At 69.5% G+C, this 16,318-nt stretch carries 11 protein-coding genes; 1 reads left to right on the forward strand and 10 read right to left on the reverse strand.

Annotated elements, in window-relative coordinates; genetic code table 11:
* Position 1: 1 nt before the first annotated feature.
* The gene (locus E1262_RS18890; protein WP_132104686.1) at positions 2-1,591 is read right to left on the reverse strand and encodes an ABC transporter substrate-binding protein; all 1,590 of its coding nucleotides are present in this window, start codon (positions 1,589-1,591) and stop codon (positions 2-4) included.
* Between the two features lie 130 nt (positions 1,592-1,721).
* On the opposite strand from E1262_RS18890, the gene E1262_RS18895 reads away from it, so the two are divergent.
* Positions 1,722-3,116: a sulfatase gene (locus tag E1262_RS18895; protein ID WP_132104687.1), complete on the forward strand. Its 1,395-nt coding sequence runs from the start codon at positions 1,722-1,724 to the stop codon at positions 3,114-3,116.
* A gap of 197 nt (positions 3,117-3,313) precedes the next feature.
* On the opposite strand, the gene E1262_RS18900 is transcribed toward E1262_RS18895, so the two are convergent.
* The 9 genes from E1262_RS18900 to E1262_RS18940 all read right to left on the reverse strand — a co-directional run bounded on the left by E1262_RS18900 (position 3,314) and on the right by E1262_RS18940 (position 16,296).
* A complete protein-coding gene (locus tag E1262_RS18900; RefSeq protein WP_132104688.1) occupies positions 3,314-3,982 on the reverse strand; it encodes an acetyltransferase in 669 nt (222 codons plus the stop codon).
* Between the two features lie 297 nt (positions 3,983-4,279).
* Positions 4,280-5,752, reverse strand: a complete 1,473-nt coding sequence (locus E1262_RS18905; protein WP_162605993.1) for a family 16 glycosylhydrolase — start codon at positions 5,750-5,752, stop codon at positions 4,280-4,282.
* 60 nt (positions 5,753-5,812) lie between these two features.
* Positions 5,813-6,847 (reverse strand): ABC transporter ATP-binding protein, encoded by a 1,035-nt coding sequence (locus E1262_RS18910; RefSeq protein ID WP_132104690.1) that lies wholly within the window; start codon positions 6,845-6,847, stop codon positions 5,813-5,815.
* Between the two features lie 5 nt (positions 6,848-6,852).
* Positions 6,853-7,896 (reverse strand): ABC transporter ATP-binding protein, encoded by a 1,044-nt coding sequence (locus E1262_RS18915; RefSeq protein WP_132104691.1) that lies wholly within the window; start codon positions 7,894-7,896, stop codon positions 6,853-6,855.
* A gap of 11 nt (positions 7,897-7,907) precedes the next feature.
* Positions 7,908-9,086: an ABC transporter permease gene (locus tag E1262_RS18920; RefSeq protein WP_132104692.1), complete on the reverse strand. Its 1,179-nt coding sequence runs from the start codon at positions 9,084-9,086 to the stop codon at positions 7,908-7,910.
* 13 nt (positions 9,087-9,099) lie between these two features.
* The gene (locus E1262_RS18925) at positions 9,100-10,089 is read right to left on the reverse strand and encodes an ABC transporter permease (RefSeq protein WP_132104693.1); all 990 of its coding nucleotides are present in this window, start codon (positions 10,087-10,089) and stop codon (positions 9,100-9,102) included.
* 13 nt (positions 10,090-10,102) lie between these two features.
* On the reverse strand, positions 10,103-12,061 hold the full coding sequence (locus tag E1262_RS18930) for an ABC transporter substrate-binding protein (protein WP_132104694.1): 1,959 nt from the start codon (positions 12,059-12,061) through the stop codon (positions 10,103-10,105).
* A gap of 47 nt (positions 12,062-12,108) precedes the next feature.
* Entirely contained in the window at positions 12,109-13,713 is a 1,605-nt protein-coding gene (locus E1262_RS18935; RefSeq protein ID WP_132104710.1) for an FAD-dependent oxidoreductase, read from the reverse strand.
* Positions 13,714-13,839: 126 nt separating this feature from the next.
* On the reverse strand, positions 13,840-16,296 hold the full coding sequence (locus E1262_RS18940) for a glycoside hydrolase family 3 C-terminal domain-containing protein (RefSeq protein WP_203454033.1): 2,457 nt from the start codon (positions 16,294-16,296) through the stop codon (positions 13,840-13,842).
* Between the last annotated feature and the right edge of the window lie 22 nt (positions 16,297-16,318).

The following is a 16,318-nucleotide window of genomic DNA, read 5'->3' on the forward strand; positions in this document are numbered from 1 at the left end:
GTCAGCTCTTCCACGCATCGGCGAAGAGCATCTCGTCCCAGACGTTGTACGACCAGCCATGCACGTTCTGCTGACTGACCACGTTGTTCGACGTGTGGACCACGTCGAGGCAGAAGGCCTCGTCGAGGATGAGCTCTGTCAGCGCTTCGATCGCCGCCGGCGCACCGGCCGGGTCAGCCGTGGCAAGCTCGGTGGCGAGGTGGGCGTACTCGTCAGAGGCGAACCGGAACAGGTTGTTCTCCACCCGCATCGGCGCGGCGCTGTACACGACGTTGATCGGTGACAGCGTGTTCCAGCCGTGGAAGGCCAGGTACAGGCCGGCGAAGCTACGACTCTGGAACCTCTCGGTGATCAGCGCCGGTTCGAGGATCTGGATGTCAGTCTCCAGACCGATCTCGCTGAGGTTGAACGCGACGATCTCCGCGGCCCTCGACTGCGCGGCGCCGGCTTCGACCACGATGACCTCGCCGATCGGGCCGGCGGCGGCCACCAGGCTCTTCGCCTTGTCGAGGTCACGGGAGTAGGCCTGCGCCCACTTCTCGTCGTATCCGGAGCTAGTCGGCGACCAGGGGGCAGCGCTGACCTTGCCCTGTCCCTGGTACAGCTCGTCGTTGATCCGCTGCCGATCGATCGCATAGTGGATGGCCTGACGGATCTCCTTGCGGTTCAACGGCTCGACCTCGACGTTCGCGCCGACGTACAGAGCAGCGCCGTAGGTGTTGTAGGCGACCACGTCGAAGCGCTCGTCCCCTTCGACCGTGCGCCGATCCAGCGGCAGCAGGTTCAACCCCATGTCGACCTGGTCCGAGCGGACGGCGGAGACCAGTGCCTCGGACCGGGTGATGAACCGGATCTCGAGGCCGTCCAGGTACGGCCGGCCACCGCGCCAGTAGTTGTCGTTGCGCCGCAGCGTGATACCGGTGCCGGGAGCGAACGAGCCCCACACGAACGGCCCGGTGCCCACGTGCGCCGTGCCGTCGACGAAGCCGTCATGCGACTCCCGGTCGATGACCGTCATGAGACTCAGCGCGTCGTAGATGGACGTCACCGGCTCGGAGAAGTCGAGCGTCACGGTGGTGCCGGACATGTCGATGCCCTGCAGGTTCCGGAAGACCCAGGCGAGCTGGAATGACGGCGTCGAGTTGATCGCGGTGTCGATGGTGAACTCCACGTCGTCCGCGCCGAACGGCCGCCCCGAGTGCCAGCTGACCCCCTCACGGAGGGTGAGGACGACCTGCCTGCCGTCCGCGCTGGTCTCCCATGAGGTGGCCAGGCCCTCGACGACCTCCCGGCGCTCGGGATCGTAGTCGACCAGACAGTCGTAGACGGCGCGGCGCCAGCTCTGGTTGGCGATGTTCTGGTTCAGCGCCTGGGCCGGGTTCGCTTCGGCCGGCTGCGCGATCGTGAGCGTGCCGCCGGGCTTGGGCGTGCCCGAGCCGCCCTGGCCCTGCGCGCCGGGCTCGTCGTCGGTGCCACATCCGACGAGCCCGACCGCGGCTCCGGTCAGGGCACCCCACTTCAACACCTCCCGCCGGGACGGACGCGACCACGCGGGAGCCGAGAACGCCGGCTGCTGACGGATGAGTCTCACATCACCACCCACTTCGTTGGAGGCGCACCCCGCGATAGGGGGCCGGGTGAAATTTCTTCGACTCGAAGAATATATGCCACACTGGCGATGTCAACAGGGCTCGGCAAGGGACGAAGGGAGCGCGACAGCCATGACCGATCTCGTCACGTCAAAGCCCAACATCGTCGTGATCCTCGTCGACGACCTCGGCTGGCGCGATCTGAGCTGTTACGGCTCGACCTTCTACGAGACGCCGAACCTGGACCGCCTCGCGATGAGCGGCATGCGGTTCACCGACGCCTACGCCGCGGCACCCGTCTGCTCCCCCACCCGGGCGAGCATTCTCACGGGAAAGTACCCGGCTACGGTGGGCGTCACGAACTTCATCGGCGGCCACGCGGTGGGACGCCTCTGCGACGTGCCCTACCACCATCGTCTTCCGAGCCAGGAGACCTCCCTCGCCCGAGCCCTGCGCGATGCCGGTTACCGGACGTTCCACGTCGGAAAGTGGCATCTCGGCCCGCGCACGGCATGGCCGGACCGGCACGGATTCGATGTCAATGTGGCGGGTTGCGACTGGGGGCGCCCACCGAGCTATTTCAGCCCGTACGGATGCCCCACCTTGGCCGATGGCCCCGACGGCGAATACCTCACCGACCGGCTCACCGACGAGGCCCTCGCGCTCATCGAATCGGCCGGCGACCGGCCGTTCTTGCTCAACCTCTGGCATTACGCCGTCCACACGCCCGTCGAGGCGCCTGAGCACCTGATCCGCAAGTACCGCGACAAGGCGAGCAGACTCGGCCTGGCCGGCGTCGATGCCGTCGTGCCCGGCGAGCCGATGCCGGCCTGGCACCTGAGCGGCAGGAGCGTACAGCGCCGGATCGTTCAATCGGATCCCGCCTACGCGGCGATGATCGAGAACCTCGACTGGAACGTCGGCCGGCTCCTCGACGGCCTCGAACGGTGCGGGAAGCTCCCCAACACGATCGTCCTGTTCTCCTCCGACAACGGTGGTCTCTCGACGGCCGAGGGCTCGCCCACCTGCAACACCCCGCTGGCCGAGGGAAAGGGATGGATGTACGACGGAGGGGTTCGCGTGCCGCTCATCGTGAGCTGGCCGCGAGTCGTCAAGCCGGGAACGACGACGGCTGAGCCGACCACCAGCCCCGACCTCTACCCGACTCTCCTTGACGCTGCCGGCCTGCCACTGCGACCCGAACAGCACACGGACGGCGTCAGCATCCTCCCGCTCCTGCGCGGCAAGGCATTCGACCGCGGCCCGATCTTCTGGCACTACCCCCATTACGGCAACCAGGGAGGCACTCCTGCTGCCGCTGTCCGATGGGACGAACTCAAACTGGTCCGGTTCTTCGAGGACGACCGCCTGGAGCTGTACAACCTTGGGGACGACATCTCAGAGACGAAGAACCTCGCGACGAGACGACCCGGCGATGCGCGCCGGCTGAGCCAGGCACTCGACACCTGGCTGGTCACGGTACAAGCGGCCATTCCTCAGCCCAATCCGAACGATCGGAGGTTCTGACACGTGCGCGACCTCATCGACACGCCGGCGCACCGCATCCGGCCGCCCGCACCCCGCGGGGCCATCTGCGCCCGCCGAGCTTCTACCAGGCGAGATCCCGCACACTCAGATACGACTAGTCAGGTCTGAGGGGGACCCGGGATCGAACCAGTGACCGTCGCCACCCAGGCGAGCCTGCGCGGAACGATGCCGAGAGTTCATGGCGCACCCGGCGGCGAGGCCTCGTGCAGGGGCCGAGCGGGTACACCGGCCCAGACCTCGCCCGCCGGGACGTCGCGCAGTACGGCCGCTCCGAGGCCGACCGTCGCCCAGGCGCCGATGCGGCGGTCGGGGTGGACCGCGGCCCCGGTGCCGATGTATGCGCCCTCGCCCACTCGAACGTTGCCGGCCAGCCGGGCGCCGGGAGCGATCGCGGCGTACCGCTCGATCGAGTCGTCGTGCGTGAGGACCACCCCTGCCTCGATGAGCACGTGCGGGCCGATCGTGACGTGCGTGGTGGCGACGACACCGGCCAGGACGACGCAGCCCGGCCCGATCGTCGGTGACGACGGCAGAACGGCCGACGGATGGATCACCGTGGCATACGCCTCCGCCGGGCGGGCGAGCCGCTCGACGACCTCGCACCGGGCCGTCCGGTCCGCGAGATGGCCGTTGCAGAGCACCAGCCGCGCATCCGCGTAGTCCGCGACGGCGTCGACCGGGCCGAGCACCGGCAGCCCGTCCACCGAGGCGCCGTGCGTCTCCGCCCGGTCGTCGACGAACCCGAGCACACTCCAAGTGCGGCGGCGTTCGTTGACGGCCCGCACCGCCTCGGCGGTCTCCCGCCCGAACCCACCGGCGTGGACGATGATCAGATCAGACACCATTCCGGGGCTGTACCCGGGAAACGCGTATCAGCCACCGCGTCGTCCAGGTTCCGCGGTCGGAGCCAGGCCGGTGATCCTCGACTCTGAGACCGCCAACCAGACATTCCCGGGAGGTCGTGGCAGCCACCCGCCCGGAGGATGGCCGCCACGGCTCTCCCTCGTTCCCGCGGCGATGAGCGATGGCCGATGTAGTCCGCAACGGGCTACACGCATCTCACTCGGCGCCTCCGGAGCGGACGGCGTCCTCTGTGCCAACGGGAGATCGACGAACCGACTCAGAAGCGTGCAGGACGCTGGTCATGGCGAGCAGGCGATCGAACCGGTGAACTGGCATTCGTCGCCGGGGGCGGTGTAGGCGACGCGGTCGACGCGCATCGTGAGCGGGCCCGTCGGCGGGACGAAGGCACCCATCGAGGAGGTCGTCTCGCTGCCCCAGATGTTCAGGAACAGTTTCGCGTCGCGAACCGGGATCTTGGCGGGATCGGTCACCGACCAGGTCAGCGCGCCGTCGACGTAGAAGTCGAGCCTGTCGGGGCTCCACACCATGCCGTAGTCGTGGTAAGCGGCGTCGGACGGTACGTCCAGCGTCGCGGAGCCGGTCGTCATCGCCTGGTTGTACCGCGACGTGGCGTAGCGCACGCGAGTGGTGTCGACCCCCAGCAGCCTCGCCAGGTTGATGCCTTCCGCCGGTCCGGCATCGCTGGCCGGCACGTAGGTGGCCAGCGACGACACGACACCGGAATTCTCGACCGCCTGAGCGCGCACCTCGTACGTCCCGTAGCCCAGTGGCTTGCGATGCTGGACCTCAGCGCAGGCGTACGCGCGGTCGCCGGTGGGTTGTTCGACGAAGGTCAGCTCGAGGGCGCCGCCGGTGGTGGAGACCTGGCCGGCGTCCCACGTGCAGTTGTACGCGGCACCGCTGGCCCAGCCGTCGGACACGAACCAGCGCGACGTGTCGAGCGAGTCGAACTCGTCGACGAACGACGAGGTCGGCGCCTCGACGCCGCAGGCCATCGATCCCGGGAACGGGCACGGGTCGCCCAACTTCGTATAGGCGATGTAGTCGTACTCGGTCACTACCGGCTGGCCGGGATACTCGAACGGTCCCATCCAGTCGTTCAGCGTCTCGGTGCCCCAGGTCATGGCAATGATCCGCTGGGTGTACGACGGCACCTGGGCCGGGTCTGTGTAGGTGCGTACCAGCCGGCCATCGGTGAAGAACCGCAGCCGGTCGGGCTCCCAGATGAACGCGTAGTCGACGAACTCCACATCGTTGTCGACGCCGAGCGCGACCGGTCCGCCGCCCGCGGCGACACCGTTGACCCAGGCGTTCGGTTCGACCTCGGTCGTGTCCTTGCCGAGCACCTCGAAGTCGATCTCATGCCACGGGTCGCCGTGCGACGGCCCGGTGTAGGTGAACAGCGACTGGTTGGTGCCGCTGGCCCTGTCGACCCGCATCCGGGTCTCGTAGGTCCCATAGCCGTAGTTCTGCGTCGTCTGGATGGAGGCACACGAGTAGTTCTGCCCGGCGTACGGGGTGTCGTCCAGCTCGATGGAGAGCATGCCGTTGGCGACCGTGACGTTGTTCTGGTTGAAGGCGCAGTTCATGTACGTGCCGTTGCGGTAGCCGTCGGAGACGTACCAGAAGCTCGGGTCCAAGGGCGCGTCGAAATGTTCGATGAATGAGGGCGGTCCACTGCCGTCCACCGGTGCAGGGCCGGCCTGCGCGGCGGTCATCGCGAGTCCAGCGGTGATGACGGCCGTGGCCACGCCCACCATGAGGGCTGTTCGTCGTGTTCGCATGGATCTGTGCCTGCCCTTCTGTCGTCGTCAGACGGGATCGGGTTCGATGCCCGCGAGGTCCAGTTCGTTCGTGCGCAGACATGCCGCCCGGTGGCCGTGAGCGGTCTGCGCCAGCACGGGCGCGCCGCCGGGGACGTCGCAGGTGCCGGCCACCGCGTACCGGCAGCGGGTGTGGAACGTGCATCCGGGTGGCGGGTCTGCCGGGTCGGGGAGGTCGTCGGCCAGCCGGATCCGACGGCCGGAGTCGCGCAGCCGCGGGTCCGGCCGGGGCACCGCAGAGAGCAGTGCCTCGGTGTACGGGTGACGGGGACGGGTGTAGAGGTCACCGGTGTCGGCCACCTCGACCAGGCGGCCGAGGTACATGACGGCGACCCGGTCGCAGACGCTCTCGACCACCGAGAGGTCGTGGGAGATGAACAGGTACGTCAGGCCGAACTCGTCCTGCAGATCACGGAGCAGGTTGAGGATCTGCGCCCGCACCGACACGTCGAGTGCGGACACCGGCTCGTCGGCGATCACCAGCCGCGGCTCGAGGATCAGCGCCCGGGCGATGTTGACCCGCTGACGTTCGCCGCCGGAGAACGCGTGCGGATACCGGTGAAGGTACTTCGGCGACAGCCCGACCCGCTGCAGCATGCCGGCGACGCGGTCCTCGAGTTCGGACCCGGTAGCCACGCCGTGGTTGCGCAGCGGTTCGCCGACGATCTGCAGCAGCGTCATGCGCGGGTTCAGCGACGAGAACGGGTCCTGGAACACGACCCTGACCTGCCGCTGCAACTCGCGCAGCTCGTAGTTCGGCGCGGTCGCCAGATCGACGTCCGCACCGGCGGCGTCGCGGTACAGGATCTCACCCGACGTGGGCGTGATGATGCGTGCGATGCTGCGGCCCAGCGTCGTCTTGCCGCAGCCCGATTCGCCGACGAGCCCGAGCGTCTCGCCCGGGCGAATGGTCAGATCGACGCCGTCGACGGCCCGGACGTGGCCGACGGTGCGGCCGAAGAATCCACGCTTGACGGGGAACCGCACGTGCAGGTTCCGGACCACCAGGATCGGTGCGGTCATCGTCGTCACACCACCCCACTGGCCGGCACCGCGGCCTCGTCGTACAGCACGCAGCGCGCCGTCCGGCCCGGGCCGACCGGCACGTCCGGAGGGTCGCTTCGGTCGCAGACGCCGGCGACGGCGGCATCGCAGCGCGGATGGAACGGGCAGCCCGCCGGGCGGTCCGAGGGATGCGGCACGGTTCCGCGGATGGTTGTCAGGCGCTGACGGGAGCCCGCCCCCATCCGCGGCACTGAACCGAGCAGCGCCCGGGTGTACGGGTGCTTGGGATCGTGGAAGATCTCGTCGACGCCGCCCCGCTCGACGACCGTGCCCAGGTACATGACCACCACCTCGTCGGCGATCTCGGCCACCACACCCAGGTCGTGGGTGATGAACAGCATCGACATCCCGGACTGTGCCTGCAGGTCGCGGAGCAGGTCGATGATCCGCGCCTGGGTGGTGACGTCGAGGGCCGTCGTCGGCTCGTCGGCGATCAGCAGCGCCGGGTCGCACGCCAGCGCGATCGCGATCATCACCCGTTGGCACATGCCGCCGGAGAGCTGGAAGGAATAGGCGTCCATCCGTTCCTCCGGGCGCGGGATGCCCACCCGGCGCAGCAGGTCCACGGCGCGGTCGTGTGCCTCGGCCCGGCCGAGCGGCAGGTGCAGGCGGATCGCCTCCACCAGCTGCGACCCGACCGTGTGCATCGGCGACAGCGACGCCATCGGCTCCTGGAAGACCATGGAGATCTCGCCGCCGCGGATCCGGCGCATCCGCTCACTGTTCGGGTCGAGCGCGGCGAGGTCGACGGGGTCACCGTCACCGGGCCGCCAGAGGATCCGGCCGCCGACGATCCGGCCAGGCTCGTCGACCAGCCCGAGCACCGACCGCGCCGTCACGCTCTTCCCGCAGCCGGACTCACCGACGACACACACGGTGGCGCCGCGCGGAACGGACAGGCTCACGCCATCGACGGCGCGGACGGTGCCTTCACGCGTGAAGAACCGCGTCGCCAGTCCGTCGATCTCCAGCAGCGGGCCGTCGTGGTCCGGGCGGGCAGCGCTCATCTCCACCGACCTCATCTCTTGTACGGGTCGGCGGCATCACGCAGACCGTCGCCGACGAAGTTCAGGGCGAGCACCGCGACGATCACGCACAGCCCCGGGAGCAGCAGCCACGGCGCGGTCGCCATCGCACGGATGTTCTGCGCGTCCTGCAACAGGACGCCCCACGACACCACGGGCGCCTGCAGCCCCAGGCCGAGGAAACTGAGCGAGGTCTCGGCCAGGATCATGCCCGGGATCGACAGCGTCACCGAGGCGATCAGGTGGCTGCTGAACGACGGCATCATGTGCCGGAAGATCACCCGGCGGCGGCTGCTGCCGTCCAGGCGCGCCGAGGTCACGAACTCCTCGTTGCGCAGGGACAGGAAGCGGCCTCGCACCACCCGGGCGAGGTCGGTCCAGGCGATCACGGCCAGGATCGTGGTGATGGCGAAGTACCGCTGCATCGACCCCCAGTCCGGTGGCAGCGCGGCGGCCAGGCCCAGCCAGAGCGGGATGCTGGGCACGGACATGAAGAACTCGACGAGTCGCTGGATCGCCAGGTCGGTCTTGCCGCCGACGTAGCCGGACACCCCGCCGAGCGTCACGCCCAGAACGAACGCCATCGCCACACCGACCAGCCCGATGCTCATCGACACAGTGGTGCCGTGGATCATCCGGGACAGCAGGTCGTGCCCGGTCCGCGTGCCGCCCAGCAGATACATCGGATCGTCGGGATTCGTCGGGCCGATGAGGTGCCGGTCCCACGGGATGAGGCCGAAGATCTCGTACTCGTCGCCCTTCACGAACAGGCCGACGTCGATCTTCTGGGACTCGTCGATCTCGAAGGTGAGCTCGAGCGTCTCGTCGTCGACGACGGACCGGTATCCGTGGACGAACAGGCCCCAGTCCCAGTCGCCGCCGGACCGGTCGACGATGTGCAGCCGCTGCGGCGGGGCGTAGGTGTAGTCGGCGTTGAAGGTGCTGGAGCTGAAGGGAGCGAGGAACCCGGCGAAGACGGCCACGAGGTAGATGAATCCGGTGACGATCAACCCGGCCATCGCCAGCCGGTGCTGCTTGAACCTCCACCACACGAGGCTGCGCTGCGAGGCCGTACCCTTCGGCCGCTCCTCGGCGGCCTCCGTCGCGGCCGGGGGCGGCTCGGGCGGTGGCCCCGGCTCGTGCAGGGGCGCCGGAGAGGTCAGGTCGGTCATCGAGAGCCTCCTCTCACCGGTATCCGAGCCGGACCCGGGGATCGAGCCAGGCGAGCAGGATGTCGGACAGCAGCGTCCCCACCACGGTCAGCACGCTGACGATGAGGATGATCGAGCCGGCCAGGTACATGTCCTGGCTGCGCAGTGCGCCCAGCAGGAGCGGACCCGTCGTCGGCAGGTTCAGCACCGACGCCACGATGACCTCGCCGGAGAGCAGCGCCGGCAGCACCCAGCCGACGGTGGACACGAACGGGTTCAGGGCCACCCGCAGCGGGTACTTGAGCACGAGCCGCCGTTCCGGGACGCCGCGCGCCCGGGCCGCCACGACATACGGCTTGCGCACCTCGTCCAGCACGTTGGCGCGCAGGATCCGGATCAGCCCGGCCGTTCCGGCGGTGCCGAGCACGACGATGGGGATCCACAGGTGCGCAGCCAGGTCGCCCAGCTTCGCCACGCTCCACGGCGCATCGCGGTACTCCGGCGAGAACAAGCCGCCGACGCTGTAGCCGAACACCGTGTGCATGACGTACATCAGGCCGAGCGCGATGAGGAAGTTCGGCACCGCGAGGCCCAGGAACCCGATCATCGTGGCGAGGTAGTCGCCGGCGGAGTACTGCCGCACGGCGGAGTAGAGGCCGATCGGGAAGGCGATGAGCCACGTCGCGAGCAGGGTCGACACGGTGAGGACGATCGACAGCGGGAGCCGGTCCGCGATCAGGCTGGACACGCTGGTCCCGTACTCGAACGACTGCCCGAAGTCACCCTGCACGATCCCGGACATCCACGCCAGGTACTGCTCGTGGACGGGCCGGCCCAGCCCGTACCGCTCCCTCAGGCCCTCCAGCATCGCCTCGTCGACCTGCTGTCCCTCGGCCTCCAGCCGGGTGACCATCGTGGTCAGGTAGTCCCCCGGCGGTAGCTGGATGATGACGAACGCCACCACCGAGATGGCGAACAGCGTCGGCACCATGAACAAGCAGCGGCGCGCGATGAAGGTCAGCACGACGGACGCCCCGTCAGCCCTGGATGAAGTACTGCTCGGGGTTGGTCACACCCGGATACGGGAAGTTGGCCGCGAAGTAGGTCTCGTCGACCATGTTGTGGAACGTGTTCTTGACCACGCCGTACCCGGTGAGCGGACTGCTGACGCCGATCAGGTAGAACTGCTCACGCGAGATCGCCAGCACCTGAAGCATGAGCTCCACCCGGCGGTCGGCGTCGGGCTCGACCCGCAGCTGGTCGTAGAGTTCGCGCTGCTCGATGACGTAGGCCGGCGGCTCCAGGCCGGCCGGGTCGGTGCCGCCGGAGACGTACCAGCGGTCCCAGAGGGTGGCGAACCCGTTGTCCGGGCCGCCGGAGGGCATGTAGTACTGCGGCGTGGTGATCGGGTCGAGTCCACCGTCACCGTCCCAGACGTGCGCCTCCTGGTCGTTGGCGTTGAGGATCTCGTACCGGTGCTCACTGGCCTCGCTCTGGATGGACAGCTCGATGCCCACCTCCGCCCAGTGCGCCTTGATCAGCTGGAGCGCGTCGGTCAGCTCCGGCTTCTGGTCGCTCGGCGCGAGGATCCGGATGCCGATCGGCTGCCCGTCCGGGCCGAGCCGGCGGCCGTCGCCGTCGGTCGCGGTGAGCCCGGCCGCGTCGAGGTGCTGGTTGGCCAGCTCGACGTCGTACTCGGTGTACTGCTTGCCGAACTCCTCGTCGTACGCCGGGCTGTCCGGCAGCGGCGCCGGCTGCCAGGGCTCGCCTTGCCGGGCGAAGACCGCGTCGATGATCTCCGGGCGGTTGATCGCGTGGGACAGGCCGATGCGGAAGTCGCGGTTCTGGAAGATCGCCCGCTTGGTCTCGTCCTTGCAGTTCTGGTTGAGCAGGATGGTGCAGGTGTTGATCTTGTCCGGGATGAGGTCGAAGAAGTCGTAGCCGCCGGTCTCGCGGTCCGCCGCGAGGACCGGCTTGTTCGCCGTCGTGGTCACGACCCGGTCGATCATGTCGATCTCGCCCTGGACGGTGTTGAGCAGGAGGACCTGCTCGTCCTGGACGATCGCGAACTCGACGCCGTCGAGGTACGGGAGCTGGCTGCCCTCGGGATCGACCTTCCAGTAGTACGGGTTGCGCTCGAACGTCATCCGGCTCGCCGAGGAGATCGGCGTGGTGGGCACCCAGGCGTGCAGGCGCGGCAGGTTCACGTCGTCCCACAGCGCCGCGCCGCTGATCGCGTGCTGCAGTGCCTCGCTCCATCCGGAGAAGTCGGCGGCCTGTGCGGCGGCGTCGGCGTCGGGGTTGTAGTCGAGGTGGTACTGCTGGAGGTAGTGCTTGGGCAGCCGGGTCAGGACGTTCAGCGGCTGGTTGGCGATGGCGTCGAGGAACAACGCGTACGGTACGGCGAACGTGAACCGGACGGTGCGCTCGTCGACCTTCTCCAGCGTCGCCGTCGCGTCACCGGACCGGAAGATGCCCAGACCCTCCGGCATGACCTGCGGATTGTTGACCAGGTCGTCGTAGGCGAAGACGACGTCGTCGGCCGTGAACGGCTGCCCGTCGGACCACTTGAGGCCCTCGCGCAGCACGAACGTGAACTGCGTGACGTCGGCGCTGGCCTCGAACGACTCGGCGACGTTCGGGATGATCTCGGTCCAGTCGCGGTTCCACCGCACCAGGTTCTCGTACGCGACGGTGTAGTCCAGGCGGAACGGCTGCGCCCCGACCATGCCGTTGCGCCAGGTCCCGCCGTACGGCCCGATGCGGTCCACCGGCTCGACGACCAGCGGATTGACGGGCAGCCGCTCTGCCACCGGCGGCAGCTCGCCGCTGTCGACCAGCGCCGCGAGGCTGGGTGCCTCATTGCCGTTTGTCGCGCCGGCCGGGGTGGGCGTGCCGCCGCCGGACCCCGACGAGGTGCAGGCGGGCACCGCCGCGACCAGTGCGAGCGCACCGCCGGCGCGGAGCAGGTGCCGCCTGCTGAGGTATGTGTCCATCTCAGTCTCCTTCGACGTGAGTAGCACAGGGTGACGGTGCCGGGCCGTCAGTAGCCGTGGACGTCGGGCCAGGCCAGCTCGACGCCGTGATCGGTGAGTGTCTTCTGGTACGCGCTGAGGTGTTCGGCGTCGGCGCGTACCTGGTGCGGAGTCGTACGGTGGGTCAGGCAGTACGCCGCCAGCAGGCCGGCGGACTCGCCGATGTTCCACTCGACCGGATGCAGCCGATAGCAGCCGTTGGTGATGTGGGTGGTGCCGAGGTTCTTGGCCGCCGGCAACAGGTTCCGCGTGCGGACGGGGAGGAGTGCGCCCAGCGGGATCTGGAACGGAGTGGCGGCGACGTCGATGTAGTTGTCCCCGCCAGTCGACGGGTGCAGGTCGATCCGGTACGAGCCGATGCCGACGGAGTCGGCGTAGCGCGCGGCACCGCGATCGCCCCGCTGGGCCAGGGCGATGTCCTGTTCGACGACGGTGTACTCGGCGGCGATGCGCCGGGATTCCCGGATGTACGGCGCCTTGGCCATGCCGTGGCCCGTTCCGAACACGTCGCCGCGCAGCCGCAGACCCGGCAGGCCCGCGCCGTCGGTCGTGGGCAGCTCGGTCTGCAGCCAGTAGAGGAAGCTGCGGCTCATCCGCAACGCACCCTCGGCGTGAGCGGCGGCCGCCTCCGCGTCCACACCGGCGGCCGGGTCGCTGTCGTCGCCGACCGGGATCACCGGGCCTTCGACGTAGTCGATCATCGGCCAGTTCACGATCACCAGGTCGCTGGCGAACGTCCCAGGGGCGAAATTGTCGCGGTCGAGGATCCGTCGGAACTGCCACAGGTCGCGGTCAGCGCCTAGGTGCGCGGTGTCGCCGTGCGGGATGAACGTCCGCTCGGCCGGCTTCAGGTCCCACGGCGACGGCGCGACCATGCCGAACATCGGGCCCGGCCAGTACGGCGGCTGGTAGCCGCGCCAGAAGGCGTAGTCGTCCGGCTTGTCGATCGTGTGGTCCTCGCCGGCCCGGTGCTCGATGGCGAAGCACCACGACACCGCCTGCATGTTCGCCGGCTGCCGCTCCGCCGGCGCCGACGGTTCGCCGGTGTCGTCGCGCGACTCGAAGCCGGTCACGTACTCCGTCCCGGTGAGCGGCAACAGGTCGCCCGTCTCGGTAGCGTCGAGGATGTACGGCGCGACCAGCGTGCGCCTGACGTCGTTCTCCAGATCGTGGACGGTGACGCTGGTGACGGTGTCGCCGTCGGTCGTGGCGCTCACCGGGCGGTGCCGGAGGCGGACGTCGATCCGGCCACTGGCCCGGTGCGGCGCCAGCATGCCCAGCAGGACAGCCAGGCCGACGCGCGGCTCGGCACAGAGATTGCTGACGCGGCCGTTGCCGGGATTGAACGCGCGCGCCGTCCGGGCCTGTGGGGTGACCGGATACCACTGGCGGTAGTAGTCACGGATGCCGTCACGGAGCGCCCGGTAGCTGGCCGTGCAGCCGAACCGCTCGATCCACGGGTGCTCGTCGGCCGGCACCCCCTGAGCGGTCAGCTGGCCGCCGATCCAGTCGGTCTCCTCGGTGAGGACGACACGGAATCCGGACCGGGCTGCCGCCAGCGCCGCGGCCACGCCCCCGAGCCCGCCGCCGACGATGACGACGTCCGTGCCGATCTCCTGATCTCGGGTCACCTGAGCTCCTTCGCACCATGCTGGGAATACGTAGTAGCACCGCGATCAGCCAAACAGGGACCGTGCTACTACGTATGAACAGAACGTTAGGGACGAATCATCGGGGTGTCAACGGGCGATCGTGACTGATGCGTCGAGTGGCAGGTCATCGACGTGGTGCCCGACCTGCAGCAGATAGGTTCCCGCCTCGACGTGCCATCCACCGTCCCAGTGCGCGAACGCCCGCGCGCCGAGCCGGATCGTCACCGTCTCCTCGGTCGCGGCATCAGCCCGCACCACGGCGAAACCCGCCAGCCAGCGCACCGGACGCTCGACCGCGCTGGCCGGACGAGCGAGGTAGGCCTGAACGACGTGCTTGCCGGCGCGCCCGCCTGTGTTACGCACGGCGACCTGGACGTCCACGCCGTCGGTGGCCGGGACCACGCGCAGGCCGGACAGCTCCCACGTCGTGTAGCCCTGGCCGGACCCGAACGGGTACGCCGGCGTGACGTGGTCACGCAGCCAGGCGCGGTAGCCGACATGGATGCCCTCGGTATACACGACGTCGCCGTCGACGGCGGTGGTGTCCAACACCGGCACGTCGGCCTCGGCCGCCGGCCACGTGGTCGGCAGCCGCCCGCCTGGTTCGGACGCTCCGAGAAGCACGTCGGCGATCGCGCGCCCCATCTCTTGTCCGCCGAACCAGGCGAGCACGATCGCCGCGACCTCGTCGCGCCACGGCATCAGCACCGGTGCGCCCGCGTTCACCACGACCACCGTCCGCGGGTTCGCCGCCGCGACGGCGCGGACCAGCTCGTCCTGGCGCCCGGGTAGAGCCAGCGTGGTCCGGTCGAAGCTCTCGCTCTCCATGTCATCCGTGGTGCCGACAACGGCCACGACGACGTCGGCCTGCCGGGCCGCCTCGACCGCGGCCGCGATCGCCTCATCCGGCGACGACGTGGCCGGATCGATCCCCACGATCAGCGTCACGGCGGCATCGGGGCGGTCGCGTCCGGGCAGCTCCAGCCGCACGTCGATGGTCACGGGACGGCCGGCGACCAGGTCCACCGGCGCGCTCGCGATCGGCGGCGAGACCAGGCCGCCGGCGAAGTCCGCTCCATCGTGCTCCAGCTCCTCGTCCAGCAGCGCGATCCCGTCGACCGCCAGCCGGACCCGGCCGGCGGCGGCGACGCCGAGCCGGACGGTCTCGCTGACCTGGGGCACGTAACTCGTGGTCAGCTCAACGACGGCGACATCGGCCAGCCGTGTCGAACCGAACCGAGCGAGATCGGCCGAACGCCGGTGCTCGGTGAACACCACCGTGCCGTTGGCGGCCCGGCACACGAGCCGCACGCCAGGGGTCGCATCGACCGGATCGGTGAGCCGCGCCGCTGGCAGCGGGGCCAGGGCCGGCTGGACCAACGCTCCGAACTCCCAGCGCACGTCGGCATCGGGCAGAGCCTGCTGCAGTCCCTCCAGCGGCGAAATCACGTACTCGGGTTGGACGTGCGCGCTGCCACCGCCCTGGCTGCGGGCGATGAACGCGTTGTGCCCCACCACCGCCACCGACCGCAGCGTCGCCCGGTCCCATGGCAGTTCGCCCGTGTTGCGGAGCAGGACCATGCCGTCCGCGGCGACCTCACGGGCCAGCGCGGGTCCGTCGGCGACCTGCGCCCCGCCCTCGACGGGGCGTGGTTCGAACCGGTCCAGGGCACCGACCCGGGCGGCCAGGCGCAGCACGCGGAGGACCTTCTCGGCGATCGCCTCCGCGGAGACCCGCCCCGCCTTGACCGCGCCGACCAGCGCGTCGCCCCAGGGGCCGCCGGGTCCCGGCATGACGACGTCCTGGCGGGCCCGCGCCGACGGCTCGGTGCTGGTGACCGCACCCCAGTCCGAGACCACGACACCGTCGAAGCCCCATTCGCCGCACAGCGGCTCGGCGAGCAGGGGGTTCTCGGTCATGGTCGCGCCGTTCACCGAGTTGTAGGCGGACATCACCATCCATGGCCGCTCGGTCACCACGGTGTCCTCGAACGCCGCGAGGTAGAGCTCACGCAGCGCCCGGTCACTCACGACGACGTTGGCCGTGTGCCGGTCGTTCTCGAAGTCGTTGGCCACGTAGTGCTTCGGACAGGCGCCGACGCCGCCGTCCTGCATGCCTTGGACGTAGGCGGCGGCCAACGCGGACGTCAGCCTCGGATCCTCGGAGTACGCCTCGAAGTGCCGGCCCCCGAGCGGGCTGCGATGCAGGTTGATCGTCGGCCCGAGCACGACGTCGGCGCCCATGCGGCGCGCCTCCGCCGCGAGCATCGCCCCGTACCGGTAGGCGAGAGCGGGATCCCAGGTGGCGCCGAGCGCCGTCGCCGACGGCAGGTTCAGCGCTGTCTCCTCGCCCTCCCAGCTGACGCCCCGGATGCCGGAGGGGCCGTCGGACAGCCTGATCGAACGCAGGCCGATCGCCGGCTCGGCTGGCAGATGCCAGAAGTCGGCGCCGGTCAGCAACCGCACCTGCTGCTCGAGCGAAAGCTTCCCGACCAGCGCGCGAAGCTGGTCGTCACCGGCGGGGGTCTCGACGGAGTCGGGCACGGGGCCTCCTCACCCGGGCAGG

The sequence above is a fragment of the Jiangella aurantiaca genome (assembly GCF_004349105.1).
Lineage (GTDB): Bacteria > Actinomycetota > Actinomycetes > Jiangellales > Jiangellaceae > Jiangella > Jiangella aurantiaca.